Here is a 23,723-nt window from a genome sequence, read left to right as displayed (position 1 = left end):
ATGTTCGGAGAAGACGAGCCGCCGCCAGATGAATGGCAATTTGGGTTGATGATAACGTTTGCGCTGCATGGCCTCCAATTTGTGTTGGGGCCAGTCACGGGCGGCTATTCATTCTTCTTCATTGGCATCAGCCAGTTGCTGTACATTCTGCCTGCGATCGTACTTTGCAAAAGCAATAACCGTGACGACTACGTCAAAGGCTTGATTATTGGAGCATCCATCACGTTCCTGCTTAACGCGACTTGCACAGCTTATGTTATGAGCCATTGGCCGTAGCAATAAATTGATGTTGAACACACCACCGCCACCAAAATTTAGCCGCGACATCCTGCTCGGCCTCGGCCTGACGCTCTTGCTGCATCTGATCCAACTGCCGCTGGCGTTTTTATCCGGTGGCGTGTCGTTCGTCTTGATTGGCTTTTCGCAGGGGCTTTACATCGTTCCGGCGATTGTCGTCGCCGGTGTCAAACAGCGTCCGGGCATGATGATTGGCTTGATGATCGGCGCGGCGCTCACCTTCTTGCTGAATGCGGCGACTTGCATGGGCTTGCTCTATGCGTTTACTCCAAAACACTGAAATGCAAAACGAACCGGAGCTTCACAATCAAACACCGCCGCCGCCGATCCCCGATTGGGTGCTCGGCCTTGGACTGTTGCTCTTGCTGCACCTGATTCAAATCCCGCTCGCGGTGATCAGCGTCGGCGTCTCGCTCGTCGCCATCGGCCTGACGCAATTGGTTTATGTCATCCCGGCGATCATCAGCTACAAAAAGAAAAACCGGCCCGGCATGGTCAAAGGGCTGATTATCGGCGCGGCCATCACACTGCTGCTCAACGGCACCTGCACGGCCCTCTTCTTTTTGAATCCGCCGAACTTTCACTGAGCAATTCAACCCTTGCCTGTCAGCGCCGCTTCGTGCCAAGCTAACGCCGTAATACTTACCCGCACAAATCAGGAGGCAAATACAAAAATGATCGCAGGAATTTTGCTGGCCGCCGGCGAATCGAAGCGCATGGAGGGCGCGTTCAAACCCCTGTTGAAATGGGGCACGCGCACCGTCATCGGCGAATGCGTGCAGCAACTGCACGATTCCAAACTCGATGAAATCTTCGTCGTGCTGGGCCACCGCGAACTCGACGTGCGACAACGGCTGGCCGGCGCGGGCGTGCAATACGTCATCAATCCCAATTATCAAAAAGGCATGTTCAGTTCGGTCAAGACCGGTTGGGGGCAAATCGCCCCGGCAACCGAAGCCGTCTTGATCGCCCTGGTTGACCAACCGATGATCACCAGCGCCGTCATCAACCAGTTGATTGACGCTTATCGCAACGGCAAAAAGCGCATCGTCATCCCGACACACGACGGCAAGCGCGGGCATCCCATCATCCTCAGCACTGACTTTGAGGAAGAGTTGATGCTGCTGCCCGACGATGTGCCGTATGGACTGAAGGCGCTGCTCGACCGTTATCCCGATGAAGTGCTGGAAGTGCCGGTGGATGCGCCCAGCATTCTGGAAGACATTGACCGACCCGCCGATTACGAACGGCTGAGCCTGGCGGTCGCTCCGCATTACGCCTTCCGCAAATGGAATCCGTGAGAAGGGGCTGGGGGAGAGGGGCTAGGGGCTAGTATGAGTGTGGCGAGCTACAAAGACTTGAAGGTTTGGCAAATGGGGATGGCGTTGGCTGCCGATGTCTATCAAGTCACGCGTGACTTTCCGAAGGCTGAAACTTTCGGTCTTTGTAGCCAGCTTCAACGTGCTGCTGTTTCGATTCCTTCAAACATCGCTGAAGGTCATGCGCGCGATTCGACCAAAGAGTTTCTACACCATCTTTCCTTTGCGCTCGGTTCTTTGGCTGAAGTAGAAACTCAAATACTTCTTGCTCAACAATTCGGGTATCTCACCGCTGAATCCCAAACACTGATCACTGCAAAAGCCGATGAACTCGGCAAAATGCTGCGCGGCCTGCAAAAACCCCTGCGCGCGAAATTGCAATAAATTCGGACTCCGGCCAGGGACACTAGCCCCTAGCCCCTAATCCCAAGACCCGACTATTATGGCTTATGCAGACTTGCGCGAATTCATCCGCGCGCTCGAAAAACACAACGAACTTAAACGCATCAAAACCCCCGTCAGCAGCGATCAGGAAATCACTGAGATCACCGACCGCGTCTCGAAAGCCAAAGACGGCAACAAGGCCTTGCTGTTTGAAAACGTAGACGGCGGCAATATTCCCGTGCTCATCAACGCCTTTGGCAGCCAGCGCCGCATGGCTATCGCGCTCGCCACCGAGAGCGTAGACGACGTGGCCGCGCGGCTGACCGAATGGCTCGATTTCAAATCGCCGACCGGCTTGCTGGCGAAGGTCAAGATGCTGCCGAAGCTGGCCGAGTTGGGAAAGTACTTTCCGAAAGAGGTAAAAGCCGGCCCGTGTCAGGAAGTCATCAAACGCGCGGGCGAATTCAACCTGTTCGACTTTCCGATCCTGAAATGCTGGGAAGCCGATGGCGGGCGCTTCATCACCTTCCCGATGGTCTTCACGCGCAACCCGCGCACGGGCGCACGCAACGTCGGGATGTACCGCATGCAGGTTTACGACGAATGCACGACCGGCATGCATTGGCAGATGCACAAACACGGCGCAGCGCATCACCGCGAACTGGAGAAGAAAGGCGTCGAACGCATGGAAGTCGCCGTCGCGATTGGCGGCGACCCAATGACGACGTTTGCCGCGACGCTGCCGTTGCCCGACGATCTGGATGAGATGATCTTTGCCAGCTTCATACGCGAAAAGCCCATCGAGTTGGTCAAGTGCGTCTCGGTGGATTTGGAAGTGCCCGCAACCGCCGAGATTGTGTTGGAAGGTTACGTTGATCCCGCCGAACGCCGTATTGAAGGGCCTTTCGGCGATCACACCGGCTTTTATACTTTGGAAGAACCCTATCCCGTCTTTCACGTCACGACCGTCACGCACCGGCGCAATCCGATCTATCAGGCGACCATCGTCGGCAAACCACCGATGGAAGATTGCTGGATGGGCTGGGCCATCACGCGCATCACCTTCCCGGTGTTGAAACGCCAGTTCCCGGAGATCGTGGATATGTGCCTGCCGTTTGAAGGCGTCTTCCACAATCTGATGCTCGTCTCGATTCGCAAGCAGTACCCCGGCCACGCGCGCAAAATCATGAACGCCATCTGGGGCATGGGCCAGGCTATGTTCACCAAATGCATCGTCGTTGTTGACGAAGACGTGGACGTGCAGAATTACAGCGAAGTCGCCTGGAAGGTGCTCAACAACATTGACCCCGAACGCGACATTCAATTCATGCTGGGGCCGATTGACGTGCTCGATCACGCCGCGCGCCAGATGGGCTTCGGCTCGAAGATGGGCATTGACGGCACGCGCAAATGGAAAGCGGAAGGCTTCACGCGGCGCTGGCCGAAGGAGAATCAGACGAGCGCTGAGGTGAAGCAGATGGTTGATGCAAAGTGGAAGAAGTTGGGGTTATGAAGTTACTGGCCTTTCGAGAAACAAAGCGGTTTTCCGAACGCGTCGTTGAACTGCTCAGCGATGAGGCGTATGCCAAGCTTCAACTCCAACTGGCGGAATTTCCCGCAGTAGGCGATCTCATCAAAGGCGGCGGCGGCATTCGCAAAGTGCGCGTGGCGTTGCCTGGGCGTGGCAAAAGTGGCGGCGCGCGAGTAATCTATTTTTGGGTGGTGGCGGAAGATGTGATTATCATGCTCGACATATACGCCAAGAACGAACAAGCAGATTTGTCTGAAGAGCAAATCAGGGCATTGCACAAAGAAGTGAAGGGACTTTCCAACCAATGAACGAGACAAATTTTTCAGCGTTGTTGCAAAGCGTGCGCGAGGCCAAGCAAATTTTGCGGGGTGAAAAGCGAGCCGCTCGTGAATTTGTGGTGGAAGTCCCACCCACCACTGCGCAAGCGCAAACCCGTTACGCACTTTGCGTACAGACAGACGACCCTGCCTTGTTGATACCGCGTAAGGTTTACACCGCCACCTATTCGCAAGCAGGCTTGGTGCGGGTGACTGATGAGGCCGGCGAAACGGCGCTCTACCCCCAGGATTTTTTTCTGCCTGTCGCTTTTCCCAGAGAGGTTGAAGAGGTGCTGGCACAAGTGGCGGCATAGTTGATCCGCGTTTGTCTGCGTTCATCTGCGGCAAAGCTTTTGGTCAAGGCGCGCACTTGACGAACGTGCCGACTTGCAAATCCGCGCCGTCCGTTGAAATCGTGATCGCACCGCAACGACTGGTTTGCCAGAGTTGCACATTTGCCGCTCGTAAGCGCGCGACCACTTCGGGATGCGGATGGCCGAAGGGGCTGGGGTTGCCCGCCGAGATGATTGCGTGTTGCGGTTGCACGCGCGCCAAAAACGCCGCCGTCGTCGAAGTCCGCGAACCGTGATGCGCGACCTTCAGCACATCGGCCTTTTGCAATTCACCGCTCGCCACCAGCCGCGCTTCGGTTTCTTTTTCAATATCGCCGGTCAGCAGGAAGGCGCGTTGGCCCAGCGTCAGGCGCAGCACGAGCGAGGCGTTGTTGTCTGACGGTTTGACTTCGCCCGCGTCAGCAAAGGGCGAGAGCACTTCCAGCCGCGCACCATCCAGATTCAACATTTCGCCACGTTTCAGCAAACGCAACGGCAGGCCGCGTGCGCGCACGGCTCGCGTGAATAAGTCGGGCCTTTCATTGGCGCGCGGCACGCTGCCCGCGAGAGCTTGGCCGATAGACAGCGCGTGGATGACCTCGGCGAATGCTTCGGTGTGATCGCTGTCACCATGCGTGGCCGCAATGTAATCCAGCCGCTTCAAGCCAAGCTGCCAGAGGAAGGGCAAGACCGCCGCTTCGCCCACGCTGATGCGGTCTTCGATGAAAATATCCTCGCTCGGTTCACCCTCGCCCTGCTCTTGCCGAAGCGCATAACCCAGACGTCCGCCGCTATCGAGCAACATGGTTTGCCCGTGCGGAAAGCTGATGAAGATCGCATCGCCCTGCCCGACATCGAGAAAGGTCACGCTCAAGCGCCCGCGTGCGAAGCGGTGCGGGAACGGATGCGCAATCAACAACCAACTCAGCACGACAATCGCGCTCACGGCCAAGACGCCAGCCATGCGTCCAAATGAGCGCCGCCATTCGGCCCCCGCCTCATCGCCCTTGCGCAACGGATGCCAGGCGTGCACCAGCAAAATCAGCAACAGGATCAACGCAAAGAATATCCCATAAACCCACGCCGCGCCCGGCCCCCAATCCGGCATGCGCACGCTCGCCCGCGACCACAGCAACGGCCATTGCCCCGCTTTCACAGTCAGCGCGCCCAGCCAGTTCACCAGCGGCGCCAGCCACACCGCCGCGCGCACGCTCAACGCATAAACGAACAATTGCCCCGCGCCCGCCAGCATCAAGGCAAAGACCAGCACACCTTCGACTACGTTCGTCACCGGCGAGACGATTGAGAAGCGGTGGAAGTGCACGACCATCAGCGGCAACAGCGCCACTTGCACACAAGTCGTCGTGAAGACAGTCGCGGCAATCCATTGCAGCGGCCATTGCAAGCGACTGCGATTCAACCAGCGCGCGGCTTGTGCTTTCTCCAAGCTGTAGCGTATGCGCGCCTCGGTCATCTCTTGCCGAAACTCTCGCTCATTCCAAAACAACAGTTCGGCCAGCCATTTCACCCAACGCAAGGTGCGTGGCGGATAGGGCGTCGTCGCATTCGGTTGCCAGACGCCCACTTGCCGCAAGCGTTCATAAACAGGCGCGGCCAGCAAGACAATCGCGGCCACCGTCAAAAACGAAAGTTGAAACGCGGGGTTGAACAAATCACGCGGCTGCCACGCCAGCAACACGAGCGCCGCGCCCGCCAGCGTGTTTGCGCCGAGCGCCGAGCGGTACAACAACTGCCCAACCAGCGCCACCGTAATCATCACTACCGCGCGCATAATCGAAGGCTGCGCGCCCACCATCAGCCCGTAGCCCCACAAACACAGCGTCACCACGCCGAATTGCAACCAGCGTTCGCGCCGCAACCAGCGCGTCAGCCACAGCAAGACGGCGGCGATCAGGGCGACGTGCAAGCCTGAGATCACCAGCAGGTGAAAGGTGCCGCCTTCGCGGAAGGTTTGCGCGGTCGTGCGATCCAGAAAGTAACGATTGCCCAACAAGGCCGCCGCGAGAATGCCGGTTGCGGGTTGTTTGCTGATACCGAGGATGGCGGCTAAAGCGCGCGCCCGCAGCCGGTACAAACGCCACAAGACGCGGTTGCGCTGACCTGTGCCGAGACCTTCGATCAGCAGCGCATGCTTCACCCAACCGCTGGCATCGAAGCCGCGAAATTCGAGCAACTCGTCAAACTCTGGTGCGCCCGGATTGCGATAGCCGCCGCGATTGCTGAGGAAACCGAGCACGCGCACACGGCTGCCGTAATCCAATTGCAAGGCGTCGTAATCGAGCCGCGCTTGAAAATCCTGAAACGGCACGACCATTTGCACCGTGCCGCTGGCCGCTTGCTCTTTGCCGAGCGCGGCGACGCGCTCGACCGCGATGGTCAGGTAGATGCGATCCGGCGCGAGTTCGGGCATGGCGTCGAGCGTGCCCCAGACTTCGCACGCTTCGTCGTGGCGCAATTCGCCGCGCTCGAAAATGCTGCGCACACGCTGCGGGCCGGTGCCGGCTTGCTGCAAGGCATAGAGCGTTGCGCCCGCGACAAAACAGCCGCTCAGCAACCAGAGCGTCAGCAGCCACTGTAGCGTTTGATTTTGCCAACGGCTGAGCCAGCCAATTGCGCTGACTATCCAGACGCAAGCCAACGCGATCAACCAGGTGCGCGGAGCAAGCTGCCAGCGCGCCGCCACCAACAGGCCGCCGATAAATGATGTGGCAATGAAAAGCAGCGGTTGTTGTTGCAAGCGCAACCGCGGAAAGCTGAGTCGCCGAGGCATAACGACATTTGGTTAGGCTCTCCCACGAAGCCACACGAAGAATCACGAAGACACTCGACAGGATTCACAAGATCAAGGGTAGGATTTACAGGACGGCTCGTTGGTCAAAAGCCATGGTGGTCATCCTGCAAAAAATCCTGTGAATCCTGTCTACTTCTTCGTGCTCCCTTCGTGTGGCTTCGTGGGAAAGACTCTCTTTACAAAAAGCGTGAGGCGCAACGGAAATCCGCTGCGCCTCATACGAATTCGCTGTCGCCCGCCCAGTCTACTTACCCGGTACGATCAACAGTACGACCACCAGCGTGAAGATCACGAGGGTTTCGATAAACACCAAGCCCAGAATCAACGGCAGCGGCACGCCTTTGTACGCGCCCGGATTGCGCGCCAGGCCTTCGCAAGCCGCCGCCGCGACACGGCCCTGGCCAAGACCGCAGAGGCCCGCCGCGATGCCGAAGCCGACGACCGCGCCGATGTAGCCCAGTCCCTTGTTATTGCTTTCCGCCGCACCCGGCGTTTGCGCCAGCGCCGTCAGCGCCGAACCCAACACCGTCAGCGCGCCGATGCTCAGCCGAATCAAGTTACGTTTCATGGTTTCTCCTTCGTAGAGTTGGGTGGTGATAAAAATGTAAGGCTTCTTTGTTTTGTCGCGTAGCGACAGCTGAATTTAGCCGTGGGTTTCAACCCACGGTAGCGGTACCACGTAGTTCCGCGTCGCATAGCGACGCTTGAAATCTGTTCGGCAAACGCCTCCGTCTCAACCGTCGCTACGCGACGGGGGTCATTCGTGCCACGCTTCCCGGCGTTGAAACGCCGGGCTAAATTCGCGCTCGCCGCTACGCGGCTGCAACATCGCTGCCTTACATTGTTATCACTACCAAGAATTGAAAGATTAGCAGTGGCAGGGCCTGTCCATCAGCGAAAAAATAAAAAATAAAACGTTCGCCAGTGTCTGCCTGCCGCTTGGCTTTACGGATATGCGCGCTCAACTTGCTCGTCTGCGGCTTCGAGATGAATGCGACGCCGGGTCTGCATTGCAACTCCTGGGGGAGTGCAAGCGCCACGCAACGTTTGCGCTTCGTGTTTAGGTTGAAACCGCTTCTGCTCAATGTTGACCGGCTCATCCAAAGGAACGGCAAGCCGCGTGGCCTGCCGTGGTTACGTTTGAAAGAACGAGCAGCAGCTTTATTACGCCGCTGCGGATAAAAACTATTTAGTGCGCGGCGGCGTGTGCTTCGCCGTGCGCCTCGCCGTGCTGTTCATCGCTGTGATGCGAGACTTCGCCGAGATAAAACATCGAGAGCAGGATGAAGATAAACGCCTGCAAAACCGAGGTCAGCAAGCCCAGCGGCATCAGCAACGCCGGCACACCCCATTGCATCATCGCCGAAATCGAGCCGCTCACCTGCTCTTCGCCATAGATGTTGCCGAACAAGCGCATGCTCAGGGTCAAGATGCGCGCCAAATTACTGACGAGTTCGATGGGGAACATCAGAAAGGCCAGCCAGGGCACCGGCCCGGCGAGATGTTTCAAATGTCCACCCAAGCCGTTCTCGCGGATGCCGACGTAGTTGTAATAGAGGAACGAAGTCAGCGCGAGCGCCAGCGTCATATTGAAATTCGCCGTCGGCGCAACCATATCTGGCAGCATGCCGGTCAGATTCGAGATCAGAATCAAAACCGCAAACGTCGCCACGACCGGGAAATGTTTCATGCTGCCCGGCCCGACCAGATCGTTTAGAAAGCCGCGAATTGCTTCGACGCCGACTTCAAAGGTTTGCTGTTTGGTGGTCGGGTTCTCGGTCGAGAGCTTGCCGCGCAGGATCGTCAACACGACGACCGCGATCACGACCACAAAGAGAAACATCACCACGTGCGTCGGCAACGGCAACTCACCCGCCGCGCGATATTGTTCGTAGCTCTTGCCCTCGCCCGGCCAGTGATCGCCGAAAACTTTTAGCGGCCCGAAATGAAACGCCTTGTAAATGGGCGGCATGATTTGCGCTTGCAAATTGAAGATGGCTGGGCCGAACACGTCATTCAACTTTTCGACAATGATCGGCACATGTTCGTGTGAAGCGGCTCCCACGGCGTGGCCCGCAGCCTCAACAGCGGCTTCGCCATGTTGGGCAGCAGCAGCCCCGTGTTCCGCCGCCGGTTGGGCGGCCCCGTGTTCTTGCAAGAAATTCAGTAAAGCCATAAATGCCAGTTATTCTTCAGAAGTAGGAGGTTGATGGGATGAATGCACGAGATAAAGTTGATAACCCGCTTCGAGCATCACGCTGCCGACCAGGGCGGCGAAGCCGATACCAATGCCGAGCGGATGAAACCAGCCCGTCCACACCGCCGCGCCGATGACACAGGCGATCAGGTAATAGCGGAAAATGAATTTACCCGCCGTGAAAGGTGGCACGCGGCCATCCTGCTTTTCCGCCGCAATTTTCAAAATGGCGCGCAGGCTGCTTTGCAACCAGTTTTTGTTGAGCAGGCAAAGCGCCCCACCCAGCGCCACACCCAGAGTCATACGCCAGCCCGACCAAACTCCGGCAATGGGCAACAGCACTAGAATGACCAGGTAAGTGTTGCGCTGCAACCGGTGTTCAAGTGTGCTGTCAGCGGATTCGCTCATTTGCGCCCCTCTAGACGCATCATTTAGTGCCCTCGGGAGCAGTTCGAGTACCTCTGGGAAACGCGAATCTTAGCGGCCCGCAACCGTTTCTGTCCAGCCATTTTCAGGTAGTTGAACATGTTTGATGGACCCCATTATTTTTATAGATTCCCCCTTGCACCCTTGGGCGGGGCGGCTATAATCGCGCCACTTTCCAAATGCCCCGGCGTAATGTTACTGCACCGGGGCATACTACTTAATCAGCAACTCTTAATTGCACACGGGCTTCGTTGGGAATCAATTGATCTGTAGGCAATCGCGTTGGCGACATGCGCAGATTTATGACGACACGTTCAAGGCAAACGTATCCGCACCGCGTCGCCGCTTTTCTGTGCGGTGCAGCGTGTGAAACAGCGGCTGGGCTGGTTCACACACCGGTATCATCACAAACAGAGTAGTTATCGTTACAGCTTATCCGGCTGGCAACTTTGACTGTCACATCATCAACTCAACACTCCTAAGGAGGCATTCCATGCGAGATTCCGCCAGTTACTCGCAGGCCCGGCAAGAGCTAGTCAGACTCTTGCTGATCAGTGGTCTGTTTTGCTTTTGTCTCACCGCCTGGCTTCCGACCATAAGCGAAGCACAGGTGCCGACCGGAACCATTTCCGGCACGGTCGTAGATCAATCCGGTGCCGTCATTCCGAACGCGGCTGTCACCATTAAAAACAAGGCCACTGGGGCCGAGCGCAAGCTCACCTCCGATACGGACGGCAACTTCTCTGCGCCCTTGTTGCCCGCCGGTGAGTATGAAGTCACCGCACAGGCCAAAGGGTTTCGCACCAGTCTGCGTGAATACACCGTCGTGACGGGCGCTATCGTCAAGGCTGAAATGCAAATGGAAGTCGGCCAGGCGAGTGAAATTGTCACCGTGGCGGCTGACCAAACGGCGCAAATCAATTACGAATCGCATGCGGTAGAAGGGGTCATCACCCGGCAAAAGATTCAAGAGTTGCCGCTCAATGGGCGCAACTTTTTGAACCTTGCCTTCCTGGAACCGGGCGTGTCGGTCAGCGCCGCCACCACAGCGCAATACAACGCGCAGTTTTCGGTTTCGATCCTGGGCGGTTCGGCGGCGCGCACGGCCATCACGATTGATGGCGGCAACGTGCGCAACTCCATCGAAGGCGGCACGGGCATGAATTTCTCGCAGGAGATTGTGCAGGAGTTCCAGCTTTCGTCTTTGAATTTTGACCTCTCGACGGGCATCACCTCGACGGGTTCGGTCAACGTGGTGTCGCGCACAGGCGGCAATCAATTCCACGGCGGCGCGTATTTCTTTTTCCGCGATCACAATATGGCGGCCACGCCGACGCTGGGGCGCAATCCGCTCGCGCCCGATCCGTTCTTTGCGCGCCGCAATCCAGGCGTGACGATGAGCGGTCCCATCGTTAAGAACAAATTGTTCTTCTTCTCGAATTACGAATACACCAACCAGGCAGGCTTGGTGACATACCAGGCGAACCTGCCTTCGGCGGCAGGGTTTACGGGTAGTTTCAGCACGCCCTATCGCGTCAAGCTGTTCAGCACGCGCGTGGATTGGAAGATCAACGACAAGCACAGCACCTACGCGCGCCTCTCGACCGACTGGAATCGCAGCTTTGGGCCGAATGGCGGTGCGGCGCTGCCTTCCAACTGGTTGCAAAATACCAACAAGGCCATTCAAGGCTTGCTCGGCGTGACATCGTCCATCAAGGCGACGTTGGTGAATGACTTCCGCTTCAATTACACCTATTGGCGCAACCGCAACCTGTTCCCGGATTCAAGCGTTTGCCCCGATTGCGTCGGCTTGCTGGGTCCGCAAATCAGCATCAGCGGCACGAATGTCACGATCGGCAACACGTCGAATGCCACACAAGGACGTAACCTGCGCCGCTTCAACTTCACCGACAATTTAACGTGGATCAAGGGCAGCCATCGCTTCCGTTTCGGCACCGAGATCGAACACGCGCCGGGCACGGGTTTCTGGGGTTATTGCGATCCCGGCTGTCTCACCGGGCTGTCACCGGAATTCATGAAGACATTGCCATTTGGCCCATTGCTGGGGCAGCTTTACCCCACCTTGCCGACGACCATCAGGACCACCAACGATTTCCTGAACCTGCCTTTTGTGGGCGGGCGTATCGGCGTGGGCGATCCAGGGCAGCCGCCGCCGTACAATATTGACAAGGCGAAGATCAATCGCCGGTTGCGCTTCCACGGACAAGACACCTGGAAGATCAACAACAAGTTCACGCTCAATTACGGTCTGGCCTGGAACTATGAAAGCACGCTGGTCAACAAAGACCTTGACCGCCCGAAATATCTTGCGCCGCTCATTGGCAGCAACTTGAGCCCCACGACGGTCAACAAAAACAATTTCTCGCCCTCGCTGGGCGGTGCCTGGAACGTCGGCAAGAATAATAAGACTGTCATACGCGCCGGAGCTGGCCTTTATTGGGACACCGAAGAGTTGTGGCGGCGTTTGGAAGAACGCGGGTACATCGGCCCTCTCGGCAATGGTCGTTCTTTAGTCCCGCAAACCGCCTTTACCAATCCCGGCACTTTCCCGATTTTGGTGTTCAACGGCGCCTCCTTTGTGCCGTTGCCGACTGGCGCGCCGTTGCCGGGTGACGGCATTCTCTCCACGCTCACCATCGGACAGTTCCAGCAGATTTACAACGCGCAAATTGCCAGCGTCCGGGCGCGGTTGGCTCCCACGAACTTGAATGACCTGTCGGTGCGCGGTATTCAACTGTCAAAAGCCGCCAGCAACCTTTACCCGCATGATTATCCGGTGCAACACAGCTATCACATGAACGTCGGCGTGCAACGCGATCTCGGTCACGACACAGTGTTGCAGGTTGACCTGGTGCGGCGCGTGTTCATCAACGCGCGCTTTGACGGGGTGGATTTGAACCGCTTCAACCGCTACATCAACGGGGTGCGAACGCCGGTCATCCCGCAATGCACGACTACGGCACAGCAGAACGACCCTAATGCCAATTGTTCGGTGGGTGCGATCACCTTCTGGATTCCCGGCGCGCGACAGGTCTACAACGCCATGTTGTTGAAGGTGGACAAGCGCATGTCGAAGCGTTTCCAATTCACGGGCTCTTACGCGCTAACCGATCAAAAAGGTCACAACGGCATCGTCAACCTCGACAACTGGAACCAGTCGTTCGGGCCGCAAGGCGGGCGTCACAGCTTTAGCTTTTCGGGTTTGCTGGATTTGCCGAAGGGCTTCGGCGTCAGTCTTATTTCGACGATGGGCAGCCGCGGGCCCTTCCAGCCCTCGCTTCCCAACGTTGACCTGGACGGTGACGGCAATGACGAACCGCTGCCCGGTCTGAAATATAACTGCCTCAATCGCGGTTGTGGCAAGAGCGATCTGGAGAAGGCTGTGGCCGCTTTCAACGCGACCTACGCCGGCAAACGCGATGCTCGCAATCGCGCGATCCCGACGGTGTTCTTGCCGCCGAGTTATGAATTCGGCGACACCTGGGGCCGCTCGCAAGATGTGCGTGTGACCAAGCTGTTCAAGTTCAAAGAAGATCGGTTCAAGATTTCGATCTTTGGCGAGATGTTCAATATCTTCAACGTCGCCAACCTGGGCGGTTACAGTGGCAACTTGTACAATTACGACCCCAACAAGCCCCTTTCTCAACAACCTGGAGCCTTTGGTCAACCGACCAGCCGCGCCGGTCAGGTCTTCGGTTCGGGCGGCCCGCGCGCCTTGCAGATAGGCGGACGCTTGCAGTTCTAACCATCACTGAAACCAAAAACACTCAGCCCGGTCATTCATCACGAATGACCGGGCTGTTTCTTTGTGAGCAGAAAGTTCTTTCAGCGACCAATTTGTACAAGCTGCGGGCTGGCGGCCACGGCCTGCGCTTCCTTCGCCATCACCTCGCCATACTTGCTGAAATACGCCAACTGCCGCCGGTAACACGCCTGTTTTTCCATATCGAACGCCACACACGAATCAATCGGACGCGAGTAAACGTGAATGCTCACCGACGGTTCGTCGCGGTTGTATAGCCGGTGAATCGTTTGCAGCTTGTCCGCCGTCAGCACCTGTCCGCCCGTGCAGGCGTCAATCTCGCGCACGAATTCCAGCTTGGTGTGTTCGGAACCGGCGAGGCAATCAATGCCGACAACGTTTTGGTTTTCAGGATGGTCGCAGCCGAGCCATTTGTAATCCACCACGGCCAGATTGCCGCGTTGCGCGATCATCCAGCACAGTTGCCCATTATGAGTGTGCACGGCGGTTTTCTGTCCCGGCTGCCAGCAGATTGTCATCACCTCAAACAGATCGTCGCGGTAAATCAGATTGCGCGTATAAAACTTGTCGTCGAAATGCACGTAAGGCGCGAGCGAGGCGTCACTGACTTGCACGCCGGCACAGAAATCCAACACGCCGTCGCGCGTGATCATGCCTTGCTCAAAGCCACGCAGCTTTTCGATAAAACTCTCGATGCTCAGCAACTGTCTGCTCATTACTACCTCCACACGAACATCCACATTTCCACTTTAACCACCCACGTGAATTGCCGGGCGCAGTTTCGCGTCAGGTTCGGCCTTCCGCAAAATCTCGTGCGTGACCGGCGCGGTGTCGCCTTCGCCCAGCATAATGAATTTCAGCGCGTAGACAAACGGATTGCCTTCCGTCCAGCCGAAATAAGCGTGCGGCGCGCTGCCATAGGCGTCGCGCAGGTGCAGCAGGAAAGCCGCAATCGCATTGGGCACCGCCGGACTCTTGGTGCGTAACACGCGGTAATCGCCGACCTGCACGCCGCGCACACGCATAGTGCCGCCGAATTCCGAGGCGTCGCCGATTTTGATTTCCAGAAAGATGATCGGGTCATTTTCCGGGATGTGGTTGGCCTCGCGCTTCTCTTGATCCTTAAATCGGTACTCGTTGACATCGCCCATCTCGCGCCGGTTGGCCACGACGCGGATCGTGCGCCCTTTGCAAACCGCCGTCCCGATCAACCGGCGCGCCGTTTCGTCGAGCACCACTTGATCAATGCGCAGTTCCATCGAACGCAGCGCGCGCGAGATAAACGACGCCAGAATGATGGCAAAGATAAAGACCGACGCGATCTTGATGCCTTCGGGACGTTCGTAAATGTTGACCACCGTCGTGTAAATAAACACCAGCGTAATCGCCGTGAAGGCCCACCGCACCCAACCTTCGCGCCAGGCAGTCAGCGTCACCGCAAACGCCGCCGAACTCATCAAGACCAACACGCCCGTCGCATACGCGCCGCCCTGGGCATCCACATCTGCCTCGAAGACAATCGTCACCACAAAGGCGATGATCGTATAGACAAGCACCAGCGGACGCGTCGCGCGCGCCCAATCTGGCGCCATGCCGTAGCGCGGCAAATAACGCGGCACGATGTTTAACAACCCCGCCATCGCCGACGCCCCCGCGAACCACAAAATCATGATCGTGCTTAGATCGTAGGCGGTGCCGAAATAATCGCCCAGGTAATGATGCGCCAGATAGGACAAGGCGCGGCCATTGGCTGCGCCGCCCGGTTCAAACTTGGCTGGTTCGATCAACAGCGTCGTCACCAGACTGCTGACGATCAACATCAAACTCATGATGAGGGCCGCGCTGAGCAGCAAATTGCGCGTGTTCCGAATGCGCCCACGCGGTCGCTTAAACGTGTCATCCGCCGCGCCTTTGACCAGCGGCATCACGGCCACGCCGGTCTCAAAGCCGGACAAACCCAGCGCCAATTTGGGGAACAGCATCAGCGAGACGCCGACGATGAGCATTGAATTCCCCTGCACGCGGGGATGCGCCAGCAACGCCTGTTGCCATTCGGCAAAATGCTGCGGATGGGTCAACACCTGATAGAGGCCCACCGCGACGACCACCAGATTCAGCACCAAATAACTCGCGACCAGCACGACGGCCAGGCCAATCGCTTCGTTGAAGCCCTTCAAAAAAATCGCGCCCAACATGGCGACGAGCAGCAGGGTGACCAGCACTTTGTGTTGCAGAAAGTCGGGCGTAAAGGGGTTCTCAACGATGTGCGCCGTGGCGTCGGCGGCCGATAGCGTGATCGTGATGATGAAATCGGTCGCCACAAAACCCAGCAGCACCAGTACGAAGAGTTTGCCTTTCCAGCGCGGCAGCAAGGCTTCGAGCATCGAGATCGAACCTTCGCCATGCGGACTTTCGTGCGCGACGCGGCGATAGATCGGCAGTGCGCCGAACAAGGTCAGCAGCACCAACACCAATGTCGCGATGGGCGAAAGCGCGCCCGCCGCCAAAAAGGCGATACCGGGTTGATAGCCAAGCGTCGAAAAATAATCCACGCCGGTCAGACACATCACCTGCCACCAGGAATGAGTTTGATGCACCCCCTCGCGCTCGTGCGGGCCGGCGACTTCTTTGACTTGGCCGGCCAAGAGCCAGCGTTTAAGCGGACTCTCTGCGCCTTTAAGCGAAGTAACGGATTCAGCCATGTTGTTCATTGTTGGAATAAAGCGGGGATTGCAATTTGTCAGACCGTTGCGAAGGGCGGTCTTTGATCATCGTCAGTGTTATGACTGACACATCCTAGCACTGTTGCGACTGCGGCTGAAGCCAATAAAACGGTAGTACGCGCGTCAGGAAGCAGTGGGTTATGGGCTAAATCAATGTCTCAACGTTGACAACCCTGCTGGCTGACGCGCGCGCCACCGCCGCAACTCACCCGCCCACGTGAATCGCCGGCCGTTGCTCAGGATCATGTTCGGCCTGCCGCAAAATCTCGCGTGTCACGGGCGCGGTGTCGCCTTCGCCAAACAAAATGAATTTCAACGCGTAAGTGAGCGGGCTGCCTTCCGTCCAGCCGAAATAGGCGTGCGGCATGGTTTTGTATCCGTTGCGGATGTGCAGCAGCAACGCCGCGATGGCGTTGGGCACTGCCGGACTCTTGGTGCGCAACACGTGGTAATCGCCGACTTGCACGCCGCGCACACGCATCACCCCGCTGAATTCCGACGCGTCGCCAATTTTGATTTCCAGAAAGATGATCGGGTCTTCTTTGGGGATGTGATTGTCGCCGCGCTTCTCTTGCTCTTTGAAGCGATACTCACTGACATCACCGATTTCGCGCCGGTTGGCGACAATGCGAATCTCGCGGCCCGCGCTGACCAGTTCTTCGATATAGCGCCGTGCCGTCTCATCCAAAATCACCTTGTCCACGCGCAACTCGGTCGAACGCATGGCGCGAGAGATGAACGAGGCAATCACAATCGCGCCGATAAAAAACGAAGCGATCTTCAGGCCCTCGGGCCGCTCGTAGATGTTGACGACTGTCGTGTAAAGAAAGACCAGCGTGATCGTTGCGAACGCCGCCCGCATCGCACCTTCGCCGCGCGCGATCAAGGTTACAGCCAGCGCCGCCGAACTCATCAACACCAACACGCCTGTGGCATACGCGCCGCCCTGCGCCTCGACGTTCGCCTTGAAAATGATCGTCACCACAAAGGCAATCGCCGTATAAACCAGCGCCAGCGGACGCGCCGCCTTGGCCCAATCAGGCGCCATGCCGTAGCGCGGCAAATAACGCGGCACGATGTTCAACAACCCCGCCATCGCCGACGCGCCGGCAAACCATAGAATCGAAATCGTGCTCAGATCGTAGATCGTACCGAAATAATCGCCCAGGTAATGATGCGCCAGATAGGACAGCGCGCGCCCAAACGCCTCGCCGCCGTGCTGGAATTCTTTGGCCGGAATCAGCAACGTCGTCGCCAAACTGCTGGCGATCAACAGCACGCTCATAATCAGGGCCGCGACCAGCAATAACTTTTGCGTATTGTGAATCCGGCCCGCCGGACGTTTCTGCTCATCGCCCGCCGCACCCGTGACCAGCGGCATCACCGCCACACCGGTCTCGAAACCCGACAAGCCCAAGGCCAGTTTCGGAAACAGGATCAACGCCACACCCACCATCAACCAGGGATTGCCGTGCACTTCAGGGTGCTGCAAAAGGCTGTGCGTCCAATCCGGTATCATTTGCGGATGTACGAATACTTCATACAAACCGCGGGCGATCACGATGACGTTGAGCAGCAGATAACTCACCACCAGCACGACCGCCAGCCCGATGGCCTCTTTGAAACCCTTTAGAAAAATCGCGCCCAGGGCGCCAACCAAGACAAGCGTCACCAGCACCGGATGATCAAGCCAATGCGGGGTGAAGGGGTTGTGCACAATGTGTTCGGTCGCATCCGCCGCCGAGAGCGTGATGGTGATGATGAAATCGGTCGCCACGAAACCCAGCAACACCAGCACGAAAAGCTTGCCGCGCCAACGCGGTAGCAAAGCTTCGAGCATCGAGATCGAGCCTTCGCCGTGCGGACTTTCGCGCGCGACGCGGCGGTAAATCGGCAAGGCGCCGAATAGCGTCAGCAACACCAGAATCAGCGTCGCCAGCGGCGATAAAACGCCCGCCGCCAAAAAAGCGATGCCCGGCTGATAGCCAAGCGTAGAGAAATAATCCACCCCCGTCAGACACATCACTTGCCACCACGAGTGGGTGTGATGGCGGCCTTCGCCTTCGTGCGGGCCTTCGATTTCCTTGACCTCGCCAGCCAGCAGCCAGCGGGCCAACGGATTCGCTGCACGGTTCACCGCAGTTGTTGATTCAGCCATAGCGTTTCCTTGGGCTTCGATCTCCAGTCGGACAGTCAGCGTGCAGGCTCAAGGCTGGCGATTTCGGCAATAAAAAAAGCCGCACAGCGCGCGGGCGTGGGCGGATGTGTTGTGTGTTTGTCTCAATGCTCACGGCATAGTTGCTTCATGTAGAGAAGCCATCCTAGCATCACGCTGGCGAGGGTGGGAAGGAATTGTCGTAATGGGCCGGGATCTTGTCCTTACCCAAGCTGTTGCGGTTGGTGCCGCCTACTCTTCGCCCTGAAAGGGCGGTGAAGATCAGCCAATGGTCAAAGCCACGAATCAAAGTTTGACCGGCTGCGCAGCGATGACCTAAGCTGGCGCGCTTCAATATCAAATTTGAGATTTGGAATAAGGCACGATCTGTAATGGAAGAAGCGGCACGTTTGGAACGCATTCTGCTGCGCCGTATGGGCGAAGCGATCAAAGACTTCGGGATGATCACCGCAGGCGACAAAATCATGGTTTGTCTGAGCGGCGGTAAGGACAGTTATACGCTGCTGCACTTGCTGCGCACGCTGCAGCGCCGCGCGCCCGTGCGCTTTGAATTGCTGGCCGTCAATCTGGATCAGAAACAGCCGAACTTTCCCGCGCACGTGCTGCCCGAATATCTGGCGAGCATTGGCGTCCCCTATCGCATCGTCGAGCGCGACACCTATTCCATCGTCAAGCGGCTGGTGCCTGAAGGCAAGACCTATTGTTCGGTCTGTTCACGCTTGCGGCGCGGAATTTTGTATAGCGTGGCGGTCGAAGAAGGCTGCACCAAGATCGCGCTGGGCCATCACGCCGACGATGTATTGCAAACCTTCCTGCTCAATTTGTTTTTCATCGGCACCATGAAGGCGATGCCGCCGATTTTGCGTTCGGATGACGGGCGCAACACGGTGATCCGCCCTATGGCCTACATTTGGGAAAAGGATGTGGCGGCGTTTGCGGCGACCCAGAATTTTCCGATCATCCCGTGTGATCTGTGCGGTGCGCAGGAAAACCTGAAGCGCAAACGCCTCAAGCGGCTGATTGACGAGTTGCAGCAAGAGATTCCGATGCTGCGCAAATCCATGCTGACGGCGCTGGGCAACACCGTGCCGACCCACTTGTTTGACCGGGAGTTGTTCGATTTCAAATCCATCGGCGCCGCCACCGGCAATTTGGCCGATGAACTGGACGCCGCGCTGGGCGTGCATGACGAAACGCATACGCGCTCGATGCCAGCGCAACTGGTTGCGCTGGCGCGCTAAAAAATTGCCGCGTTTTACCGGGCCGGAAAGCCGGCAACGTTTGGCGACGGCTGCGGGCCGATGATAAGATCACGCCACTTTTCCCGCCGATTGGGGCGTGCAAATCAACACTACATATCTTTCACCTGGAGGGGAGATCGGATGTCACAACCGAATCAACCGCCCGTGCGGCTGGTGCAAATTGAGCCGCGGCGGCCAACGTCTGCGACTGTTGAGGACAAGGCCGAACGACTGCCACTGCCGCGGCTTTCGGACTGGGAAATTTATAAGCGCAAAACCTATATTGCCTATCGCAAAATCACCGGCTTCCTTTACACCGATCATTCTTACGGCGCGGCACGCCGCTGGGTGTTGTCGCGCGTCTTGCCGGACAAGATTCTCTATCGCTGGCAGCCCTACAAACGCGGTGCCTGCAACCGCTGCGGCCTCTGTTGCAAAATCGTCTTCACCTGCCCGTTTTATCACGAAGACGAAACCACGACGGCGTGCACGATTTACACTTCGCCCAAACACGCGCCCACGCCCTGTGTGACCTTCCCCTTCGACCCGATTGATCTGCGCGAAGTGCAGAAACAGGTCGCCCCGGCACCCTGCCCCTTTCATTTTGAAGGCCAGCCGGAACACCCGACGACGTGGGGCGCGGTGAAGGCGGAGTTGAAGGTGGAGTGGGAGAAGAAGGTGGATAAGCTGAAAGAGGCATTCGATTTTTGAGTTGAAATATCTTTGGGCAAAAAAATTGAGCCGGGCAGAGATTGCAATCTGCCCGGCTCAATTTTTTAGCCAGTCTCAGCAACAACAATTCAGAAGATGAACTTCAACTGCATGCGCATCGTGCGCGTGCCGCTGTTGGTGTAATCGAGGTTCAGGAAGCGGGACGGCAAGCCGTTGGTTGACGGGCCAGCCGTACCCACGACACTCGCGCCCGGCACCTGGACGAATTGCGGGTGGTTGAAGATGTTAAAGGTCTCCAGCCGATATTCCAGCTTGAAACTCTCAGTCAACCGGAAGGACTTGAGGATATTCATATCCGTGTTGACCTGACCCTTGGTGATGAGCGTGTTGCGTCCAACCGTCGAGGCATTGGGCAGGCCTGTGCCTTGAATCCAATGTACATCGTTGGGCGTCACGCAGGTCAGCGTCAGCGCGTCAGGATTGCGGTAGCCGCTGGCGCAGGAGTTCGCGCCGGTAGTTGGCGCGATCACCGCACGGGTATTGATCGGCGCGTTCGGATTGCCAATGTCGGGGCGGTCGTTCGCGTTGCCGTCGTTGTTGCGGTCAGCGCCGTTGACGATTGTAAACGGCGTGCCCGATTGGAACGTCGAGATGCCAGTGATTCTCCATCCCGCGAGCGGAACGGCCAGGTATTTGTTCTTCGGCCCCGGAATGCTCCACTGGTAGCTAAGCACGAAGCGTTGCCCGCGATGGTAATCGCTCAGCCCGCGATCCAGCTTGAGTCCGCCTTGACTGACCGGCAACGAAGACAATGCGGAAACTGAATTAGCCGTGGCGAAGACTTCGCTAGTGTTATCAATGGCGCGTGAGTAGGTGTAGGCCCCCGTCACGTTGAAGCTATTGGCGAAGCGCCGGTCAACCAGTATCTGCAACCCGTGATAGATCGAATTGCCTTCGCTGGCACGCTGGCGGCGGATGCCGAGCAAGGGGAAAAGGCGCGTCCCGTCAAGCTTGCGGATGTTGAGGTCTTCTGTGACGAAGAGCTTGTGTGCTCCCGCGCCGACATACGAAACGTCGAGCAGCAACTTGCTCGGCAGTTCGCGTTGGAAGCCCAGCGACCAACGTTCGGTGTAGGGATTGCGCACGTTCTTGTCGAAAACCGAAGTCTGTGAATCAGTAGCGATTGGTGCGCGTGCAACTGTTGGCAATGAGTTGAAGAAGCCAGTCGAACCACGCCCAGTGCCTGCGCCGGTAAAGATGGTGTTGACCGTGTTCGGCGAGTCCGCCGCGATGTTCGAGAGCAAGTTATTGAAGAAGGTGTCATAGCTGACTTGGAAACCGCTACGCCAAACCGTTTTGCCCTCTCCGAATAGTTTGCGCAACACGCCCACCTTGTAATTTGGCGTCCAGGCCAAACCGATGGACGGGCCGAAATTGTTGTTATCGGTGTTCACTTTGTTCGGCACCGTGAATTGCGCGGGGTCAAAGCCATTGAAAGCCGGATATTTGAAAGCACCATTCGCCGGCTGGCCAAAGTTTTCGTAGCGCAAGCCAAGCGTCAGTGTCAGTGTCGGGTCTACCTTCCACGTATCCTGGAAGAAATAGGACTGACGGAACAGGTTCGGGTAATAGACCGATGGGCCGAAATTCTTGTTCGACGTGCCGGACGGGCCGCTGAAATCGTCCAGGAAATTAGCGAAGCCAGAATAGCCGGTCGCGTTGGCGTAGCTGAGCGCGCCGCGTTCAACGAAGGGTGGATGCTGCTTGGCCAATTGACGCAAAAACTCCAGGCCGTAACGGAAAGTGTGCCGTCCGACAATCTTCGATTGCGTTTCTTGGATCAGCCAGTTGTTGGCGTAACGGAACTGCGGGATGTTGGTTTGAATGCCCGGCGCCGCAATGTTCGGGATCGTGATCGTCGGCAGTGTGCTGGCCAGTGCCGTTGACCTGCCGGAGATCGGGAAGTCGAAACCGATGCGGCTGTAGCCAAAGCGGAATTCATTCGTCCAGGTCGAGCTTAACGTGTAGGTATCATTGAACAGGAAGTTCTGCGAACGTCCCTTGAAATCAAAGATGTAGCCGGGGAAGTTGACGCCGTTCGGCGAAGTCCGGCTCGAATCGTAAATGTACCGGAATGAAAGCCGGTGTGCCTCAGAAAGGTTATGGTCAACGCGTGTCACCCATTGAATGTCGTCGCTCGGCGTCGCCAAGCCAGTATTCGCAGAGGCAAAACTGACTGAGCCGCGATCAACGTTCGTAGCCGGGTCCAGACCGAGCGCGAGATTGATCGGGTTGGCCGTCCCACGCAAGTCGCCGAGCGCATCAAGATAGAGCTTGAGTCGCGGGTTGTTCGGAAACAGCGTATTCAACCGAGTGACAGTATCCGCCGTCGGTACGACGAACGAGAAGTTATTGGTCGAGCGGAATGGGTCTTTTTGCCATCCGCCGAAGATGAAGGTCTTGTTCTTGACGATCGGCCCACCAGCGGTGAAGCCGTAGAAGTTTTCGTTGAAGACCGATTTCGGCGTGCCATTGATCTTGGCGGTGTTGGAGACTGAACTGAATCGCTGTGAGCGATAAATGTCGTAGGCCGTGCCGTGATATTGGTTGGTGCCGCCCTTAGTAATAACGTTGAAGACACCGCCGCCAGCGCGCCCGAATTCAGATCCGAAGTTGCTGGTTTGCACCGAAACTTCCTGCACGGCATCGGTCATATTGAACGATTGCGCGTTGCCGCCGACCGAGATGTCGTTGTTCTCAGTGCCGTCAAGAAGGTAGTTGTTGCCGCGCGGGCGTTGACCGTTGACCGAAAATTGCGTGTTCTGACCGCCATTGCCGAAGGTCGAAGTGCCAACCGCCTGCACCACACCGGGCAGCGTGCGCGCGATTGAAATCGGTTCCAAGCCGCTGACCGGCAGTTGCGAGACTGCCTGTGCGCTGATGCTGCCGCCGCGAATCGGCGCGTCCTTGATTAACAACTCATCCGCCGTGGCATTTACTTCGACGACGTTCTCGGTGACGCCAACGGCCAGCGCGGCATCAATCGTCGCCGTTTGATTAGCCTGCACGTTGATATTAGTGCGATTGAGTTGCTTGAAGCCCTGTGCGGTGAATTTGAGCGTGTAGCCGCCCAGATCAACCGCGTCGAAGCGAAAGATACCGGCTTCATTCGTAGTGGTCGAACGCACGATGCCCGTGCCATTGTTGACTAACTCAACCTTGGCGCTCGGAATGACCGCGCCCGCACTATCGGAAACCGTGCCCGAAACCGTGCCGCGACTGGTCTGGGCAGTGGCCGCACTCAACAGTGACAAGGTCACGATCAGCGCGAAGAATAATTGCCAGATGGAAGTTTTGAATTTCATAGCTCTTCTCCTATGATGAGTTGTCTACTCCGAGGTGGTTGTTAGCCCTCGGCGAGGACGAAATGGGGGAAGTCTGCGAACACCCATTTGTTCTTCAGCGTCCGGTAGATCACCCCCAGGAACTTGCGCGCCGTCGCGATAATCGCT

Annotated in this window: 20 protein-coding genes; 11 read left to right on the top strand and 9 right to left on the bottom strand. The window is 57.4% G+C overall.

From position 1 onward, the window contains the following. From HY011_15055 to HY011_15020, 8 genes are all read left to right on the top strand, one after another. A complete protein-coding gene (locus tag HY011_15055) occupies nucleotides 1–276 on the top strand; it encodes a hypothetical protein (protein ID MBI3424248.1) in 276 nt (91 codons plus the stop codon). Between the two features lie 10 nt (nucleotides 277–286). Then, complete coding sequence (locus tag HY011_15050; GenBank protein MBI3424247.1) at nucleotides 287–577, top strand: hypothetical protein; 291 nt, start codon at nucleotides 287–289, stop codon at nucleotides 575–577. Nucleotides 578–623: 46 nt separating this feature from the next. Further along, nucleotides 624–884: a hypothetical protein gene (locus HY011_15045; GenBank protein MBI3424246.1), complete on the top strand. Its 261-nt coding sequence runs from the start codon at nucleotides 624–626 to the stop codon at nucleotides 882–884. An 87-nt stretch (nucleotides 885–971) separates the two neighbouring features. Continuing rightward, nucleotides 972–1,598, top strand: a complete 627-nt coding sequence (locus HY011_15040) for a nucleotidyltransferase family protein (protein MBI3424245.1) — start codon at nucleotides 972–974, stop codon at nucleotides 1,596–1,598. A 33-nt stretch (nucleotides 1,599–1,631) separates the two neighbouring features. Continuing rightward, a complete protein-coding gene (locus HY011_15035; protein ID MBI3424244.1) occupies nucleotides 1,632–2,000 on the top strand; it encodes a four helix bundle protein in 369 nt (122 codons plus the stop codon). A 58-nt stretch (nucleotides 2,001–2,058) separates the two neighbouring features. Beyond that, nucleotides 2,059–3,513 (top strand): menaquinone biosynthesis decarboxylase, encoded by a 1,455-nt coding sequence (locus HY011_15030; protein MBI3424243.1) that lies wholly within the window; start codon nucleotides 2,059–2,061, stop codon nucleotides 3,511–3,513. A 5-nt stretch (nucleotides 3,514–3,518) separates the two neighbouring features. Next, nucleotides 3,519–3,839, top strand: a complete 321-nt coding sequence (locus HY011_15025) for a type II toxin-antitoxin system RelE/ParE family toxin (GenBank protein MBI3424242.1) — start codon at nucleotides 3,519–3,521, stop codon at nucleotides 3,837–3,839. Continuing rightward, entirely contained in the window at nucleotides 3,836–4,162 is a 327-nt protein-coding gene (locus HY011_15020) for a hypothetical protein (GenBank protein MBI3424241.1), read from the top strand. Before HY011_15025 ends, HY011_15020 begins: the two co-directional genes overlap by 4 nt. Nucleotides 4,163–4,205: 43 nt before the next feature. On the opposite strand, the gene HY011_15015 is transcribed toward HY011_15020, so the two are convergent. The 4 genes from HY011_15015 to HY011_15000 all read right to left on the bottom strand — a co-directional run bounded on the left by HY011_15015 (nucleotide 4,206) and on the right by HY011_15000 (nucleotide 9,597). Beyond that, on the bottom strand, nucleotides 4,206–6,971 hold the full coding sequence (locus HY011_15015) for a ComEC/Rec2 family competence protein (protein ID MBI3424240.1): 2,766 nt from the start codon (nucleotides 6,969–6,971) through the stop codon (nucleotides 4,206–4,208). Nucleotides 6,972–7,236: 265 nt separating this feature from the next. Further along, entirely contained in the window at nucleotides 7,237–7,560 is a 324-nt protein-coding gene (locus HY011_15010; protein ID MBI3424239.1) for an ATP synthase F0 subunit C, read from the bottom strand. A 621-nt stretch (nucleotides 7,561–8,181) separates the two neighbouring features. Further along, entirely contained in the window at nucleotides 8,182–9,168 is a 987-nt protein-coding gene (gene atpB / locus HY011_15005) for a F0F1 ATP synthase subunit A (GenBank protein ID MBI3424238.1), read from the bottom strand. A gap of 9 nt (nucleotides 9,169–9,177) precedes the next feature. Further along, nucleotides 9,178–9,597, bottom strand: a complete 420-nt coding sequence (locus HY011_15000; protein MBI3424237.1) for an ATP synthase subunit I — start codon at nucleotides 9,595–9,597, stop codon at nucleotides 9,178–9,180. A 511-nt stretch (nucleotides 9,598–10,108) separates the two neighbouring features. Between HY011_15000 and HY011_14995 the strand changes: the two genes are divergently transcribed. Further along, nucleotides 10,109–13,381 carry a TonB-dependent receptor gene (locus HY011_14995; protein ID MBI3424236.1) on the top strand — a complete coding sequence of 1,091 codons (3,273 nt, stop codon included), beginning with the start codon at nucleotides 10,109–10,111 and terminating at the stop codon, nucleotides 13,379–13,381. 80 nt (nucleotides 13,382–13,461) lie between these two features. On the opposite strand, the gene HY011_14990 is transcribed toward HY011_14995, so the two are convergent. The 3 genes from HY011_14990 to HY011_14980 form a co-directional block, all read right to left on the bottom strand. Beyond that, on the bottom strand, nucleotides 13,462–14,115 hold the full coding sequence (locus HY011_14990) for a cysteine dioxygenase family protein (protein ID MBI3424235.1): 654 nt from the start codon (nucleotides 14,113–14,115) through the stop codon (nucleotides 13,462–13,464). Nucleotides 14,116–14,148: 33 nt separating this feature from the next. Continuing rightward, entirely contained in the window at nucleotides 14,149–16,101 is a 1,953-nt protein-coding gene (locus tag HY011_14985) for an amino acid transporter (GenBank protein ID MBI3424234.1), read from the bottom strand. A gap of 226 nt (nucleotides 16,102–16,327) precedes the next feature. Further along, nucleotides 16,328–18,280 (bottom strand): amino acid transporter, encoded by a 1,953-nt coding sequence (locus HY011_14980; protein ID MBI3424233.1) that lies wholly within the window; start codon nucleotides 18,278–18,280, stop codon nucleotides 16,328–16,330. A gap of 389 nt (nucleotides 18,281–18,669) precedes the next feature. On the opposite strand from HY011_14980, the gene ttcA reads away from it, so the two are divergent. Together ttcA and HY011_14970 are read left to right on the top strand one after the other, a co-directional pair. Next, entirely contained in the window at nucleotides 18,670–19,539 is an 870-nt protein-coding gene (gene ttcA, locus HY011_14975) for a tRNA 2-thiocytidine(32) synthetase TtcA (protein MBI3424232.1), read from the top strand. Nucleotides 19,540–19,680: 141 nt separating this feature from the next. Beyond that, nucleotides 19,681–20,250 carry a hypothetical protein gene (locus HY011_14970; protein MBI3424231.1) on the top strand — a complete coding sequence of 190 codons (570 nt, stop codon included), beginning with the start codon at nucleotides 19,681–19,683 and terminating at the stop codon, nucleotides 20,248–20,250. 89 nt (nucleotides 20,251–20,339) lie between these two features. Here the strand turns inward: HY011_14970 and HY011_14965 are convergent, their stop codons facing one another. Continuing rightward, nucleotides 20,340–23,576 carry a TonB-dependent receptor gene (locus HY011_14965; protein ID MBI3424230.1) on the bottom strand — a complete coding sequence of 1,079 codons (3,237 nt, stop codon included), beginning with the start codon at nucleotides 23,574–23,576 and terminating at the stop codon, nucleotides 20,340–20,342. 41 nt (nucleotides 23,577–23,617) lie between these two features. Then, nucleotides 23,618–23,723 (bottom strand): IS110 family transposase (locus tag HY011_14960; protein ID MBI3424229.1); only part of this gene is annotated, 106 nt, incomplete at its 5' end.

The organism is Acidobacteriota bacterium, assembly GCA_016196035.1.
Classification (GTDB): domain Bacteria; phylum Acidobacteriota; class Blastocatellia; order RBC074; family RBC074; genus JACPYM01.
This window is presented reverse-complemented; position numbering and strand designations above follow the sequence as displayed.

What these genes read in the sequence shown, in the direction of transcription:
- HY011_15050 (MBI3424247.1), top strand. Translation starts at nt 287, where the DNA reads ATGTTGAACACACCACCGCCACCAAAATTTAGCCGCGACATCCTGCTC.
- HY011_15040 (MBI3424245.1), top strand. Translation starts at nt 972, where the DNA reads ATGATCGCAGGAATTTTGCTGGCCGCCGGCGAATCGAAGCGCATGGAG.
- ttcA (MBI3424232.1), top strand. Translation starts at nt 18,670, where the DNA reads ATGGAAGAAGCGGCACGTTTGGAACGCATTCTGCTGCGCCGTATGGGC.
- HY011_15000 (MBI3424237.1), bottom strand. Translation starts at nt 9,597, where the DNA reads ATGAGCGAATCCGCTGACAGCACACTTGAACACCGGTTGCAGCGCAAC.
- HY011_14985 (MBI3424234.1), bottom strand. Translation starts at nt 16,101, where the DNA reads ATGGCTGAATCCGTTACTTCGCTTAAAGGCGCAGAGAGTCCGCTTAAA.
- HY011_15030 (MBI3424243.1), top strand. Translation starts at nt 2,059, where the DNA reads ATGGCTTATGCAGACTTGCGCGAATTCATCCGCGCGCTCGAAAAACAC.
- HY011_14970 (MBI3424231.1), top strand. Translation starts at nt 19,681, where the DNA reads ATGTCACAACCGAATCAACCGCCCGTGCGGCTGGTGCAAATTGAGCCG.
- HY011_15055 (MBI3424248.1), top strand. Translation starts at nt 1, where the DNA reads ATGTTCGGAGAAGACGAGCCGCCGCCAGATGAATGGCAATTTGGGTTG.
- HY011_15035 (MBI3424244.1), top strand. Translation starts at nt 1,632, where the DNA reads ATGAGTGTGGCGAGCTACAAAGACTTGAAGGTTTGGCAAATGGGGATG.
- HY011_15010 (MBI3424239.1), bottom strand. Translation starts at nt 7,560, where the DNA reads ATGAAACGTAACTTGATTCGGCTGAGCATCGGCGCGCTGACGGTGTTG.
- HY011_14980 (MBI3424233.1), bottom strand. Translation starts at nt 18,280, where the DNA reads ATGGCTGAATCAACAACTGCGGTGAACCGTGCAGCGAATCCGTTGGCC.
- HY011_14965 (MBI3424230.1), bottom strand. Translation starts at nt 23,576, where the DNA reads ATGAAATTCAAAACTTCCATCTGGCAATTATTCTTCGCGCTGATCGTG.
- HY011_14990 (MBI3424235.1), bottom strand. Translation starts at nt 14,115, where the DNA reads ATGAGCAGACAGTTGCTGAGCATCGAGAGTTTTATCGAAAAGCTGCGT.
- HY011_15015 (MBI3424240.1), bottom strand. Translation starts at nt 6,971, where the DNA reads ATGCCTCGGCGACTCAGCTTTCCGCGGTTGCGCTTGCAACAACAACCG.
- atpB (MBI3424238.1), bottom strand. Translation starts at nt 9,168, where the DNA reads ATGGCTTTACTGAATTTCTTGCAAGAACACGGGGCCGCCCAACCGGCG.
- HY011_15020 (MBI3424241.1), top strand. Translation starts at nt 3,836, where the DNA reads ATGAACGAGACAAATTTTTCAGCGTTGTTGCAAAGCGTGCGCGAGGCC.
- HY011_14995 (MBI3424236.1), top strand. Translation starts at nt 10,109, where the DNA reads ATGCGAGATTCCGCCAGTTACTCGCAGGCCCGGCAAGAGCTAGTCAGA.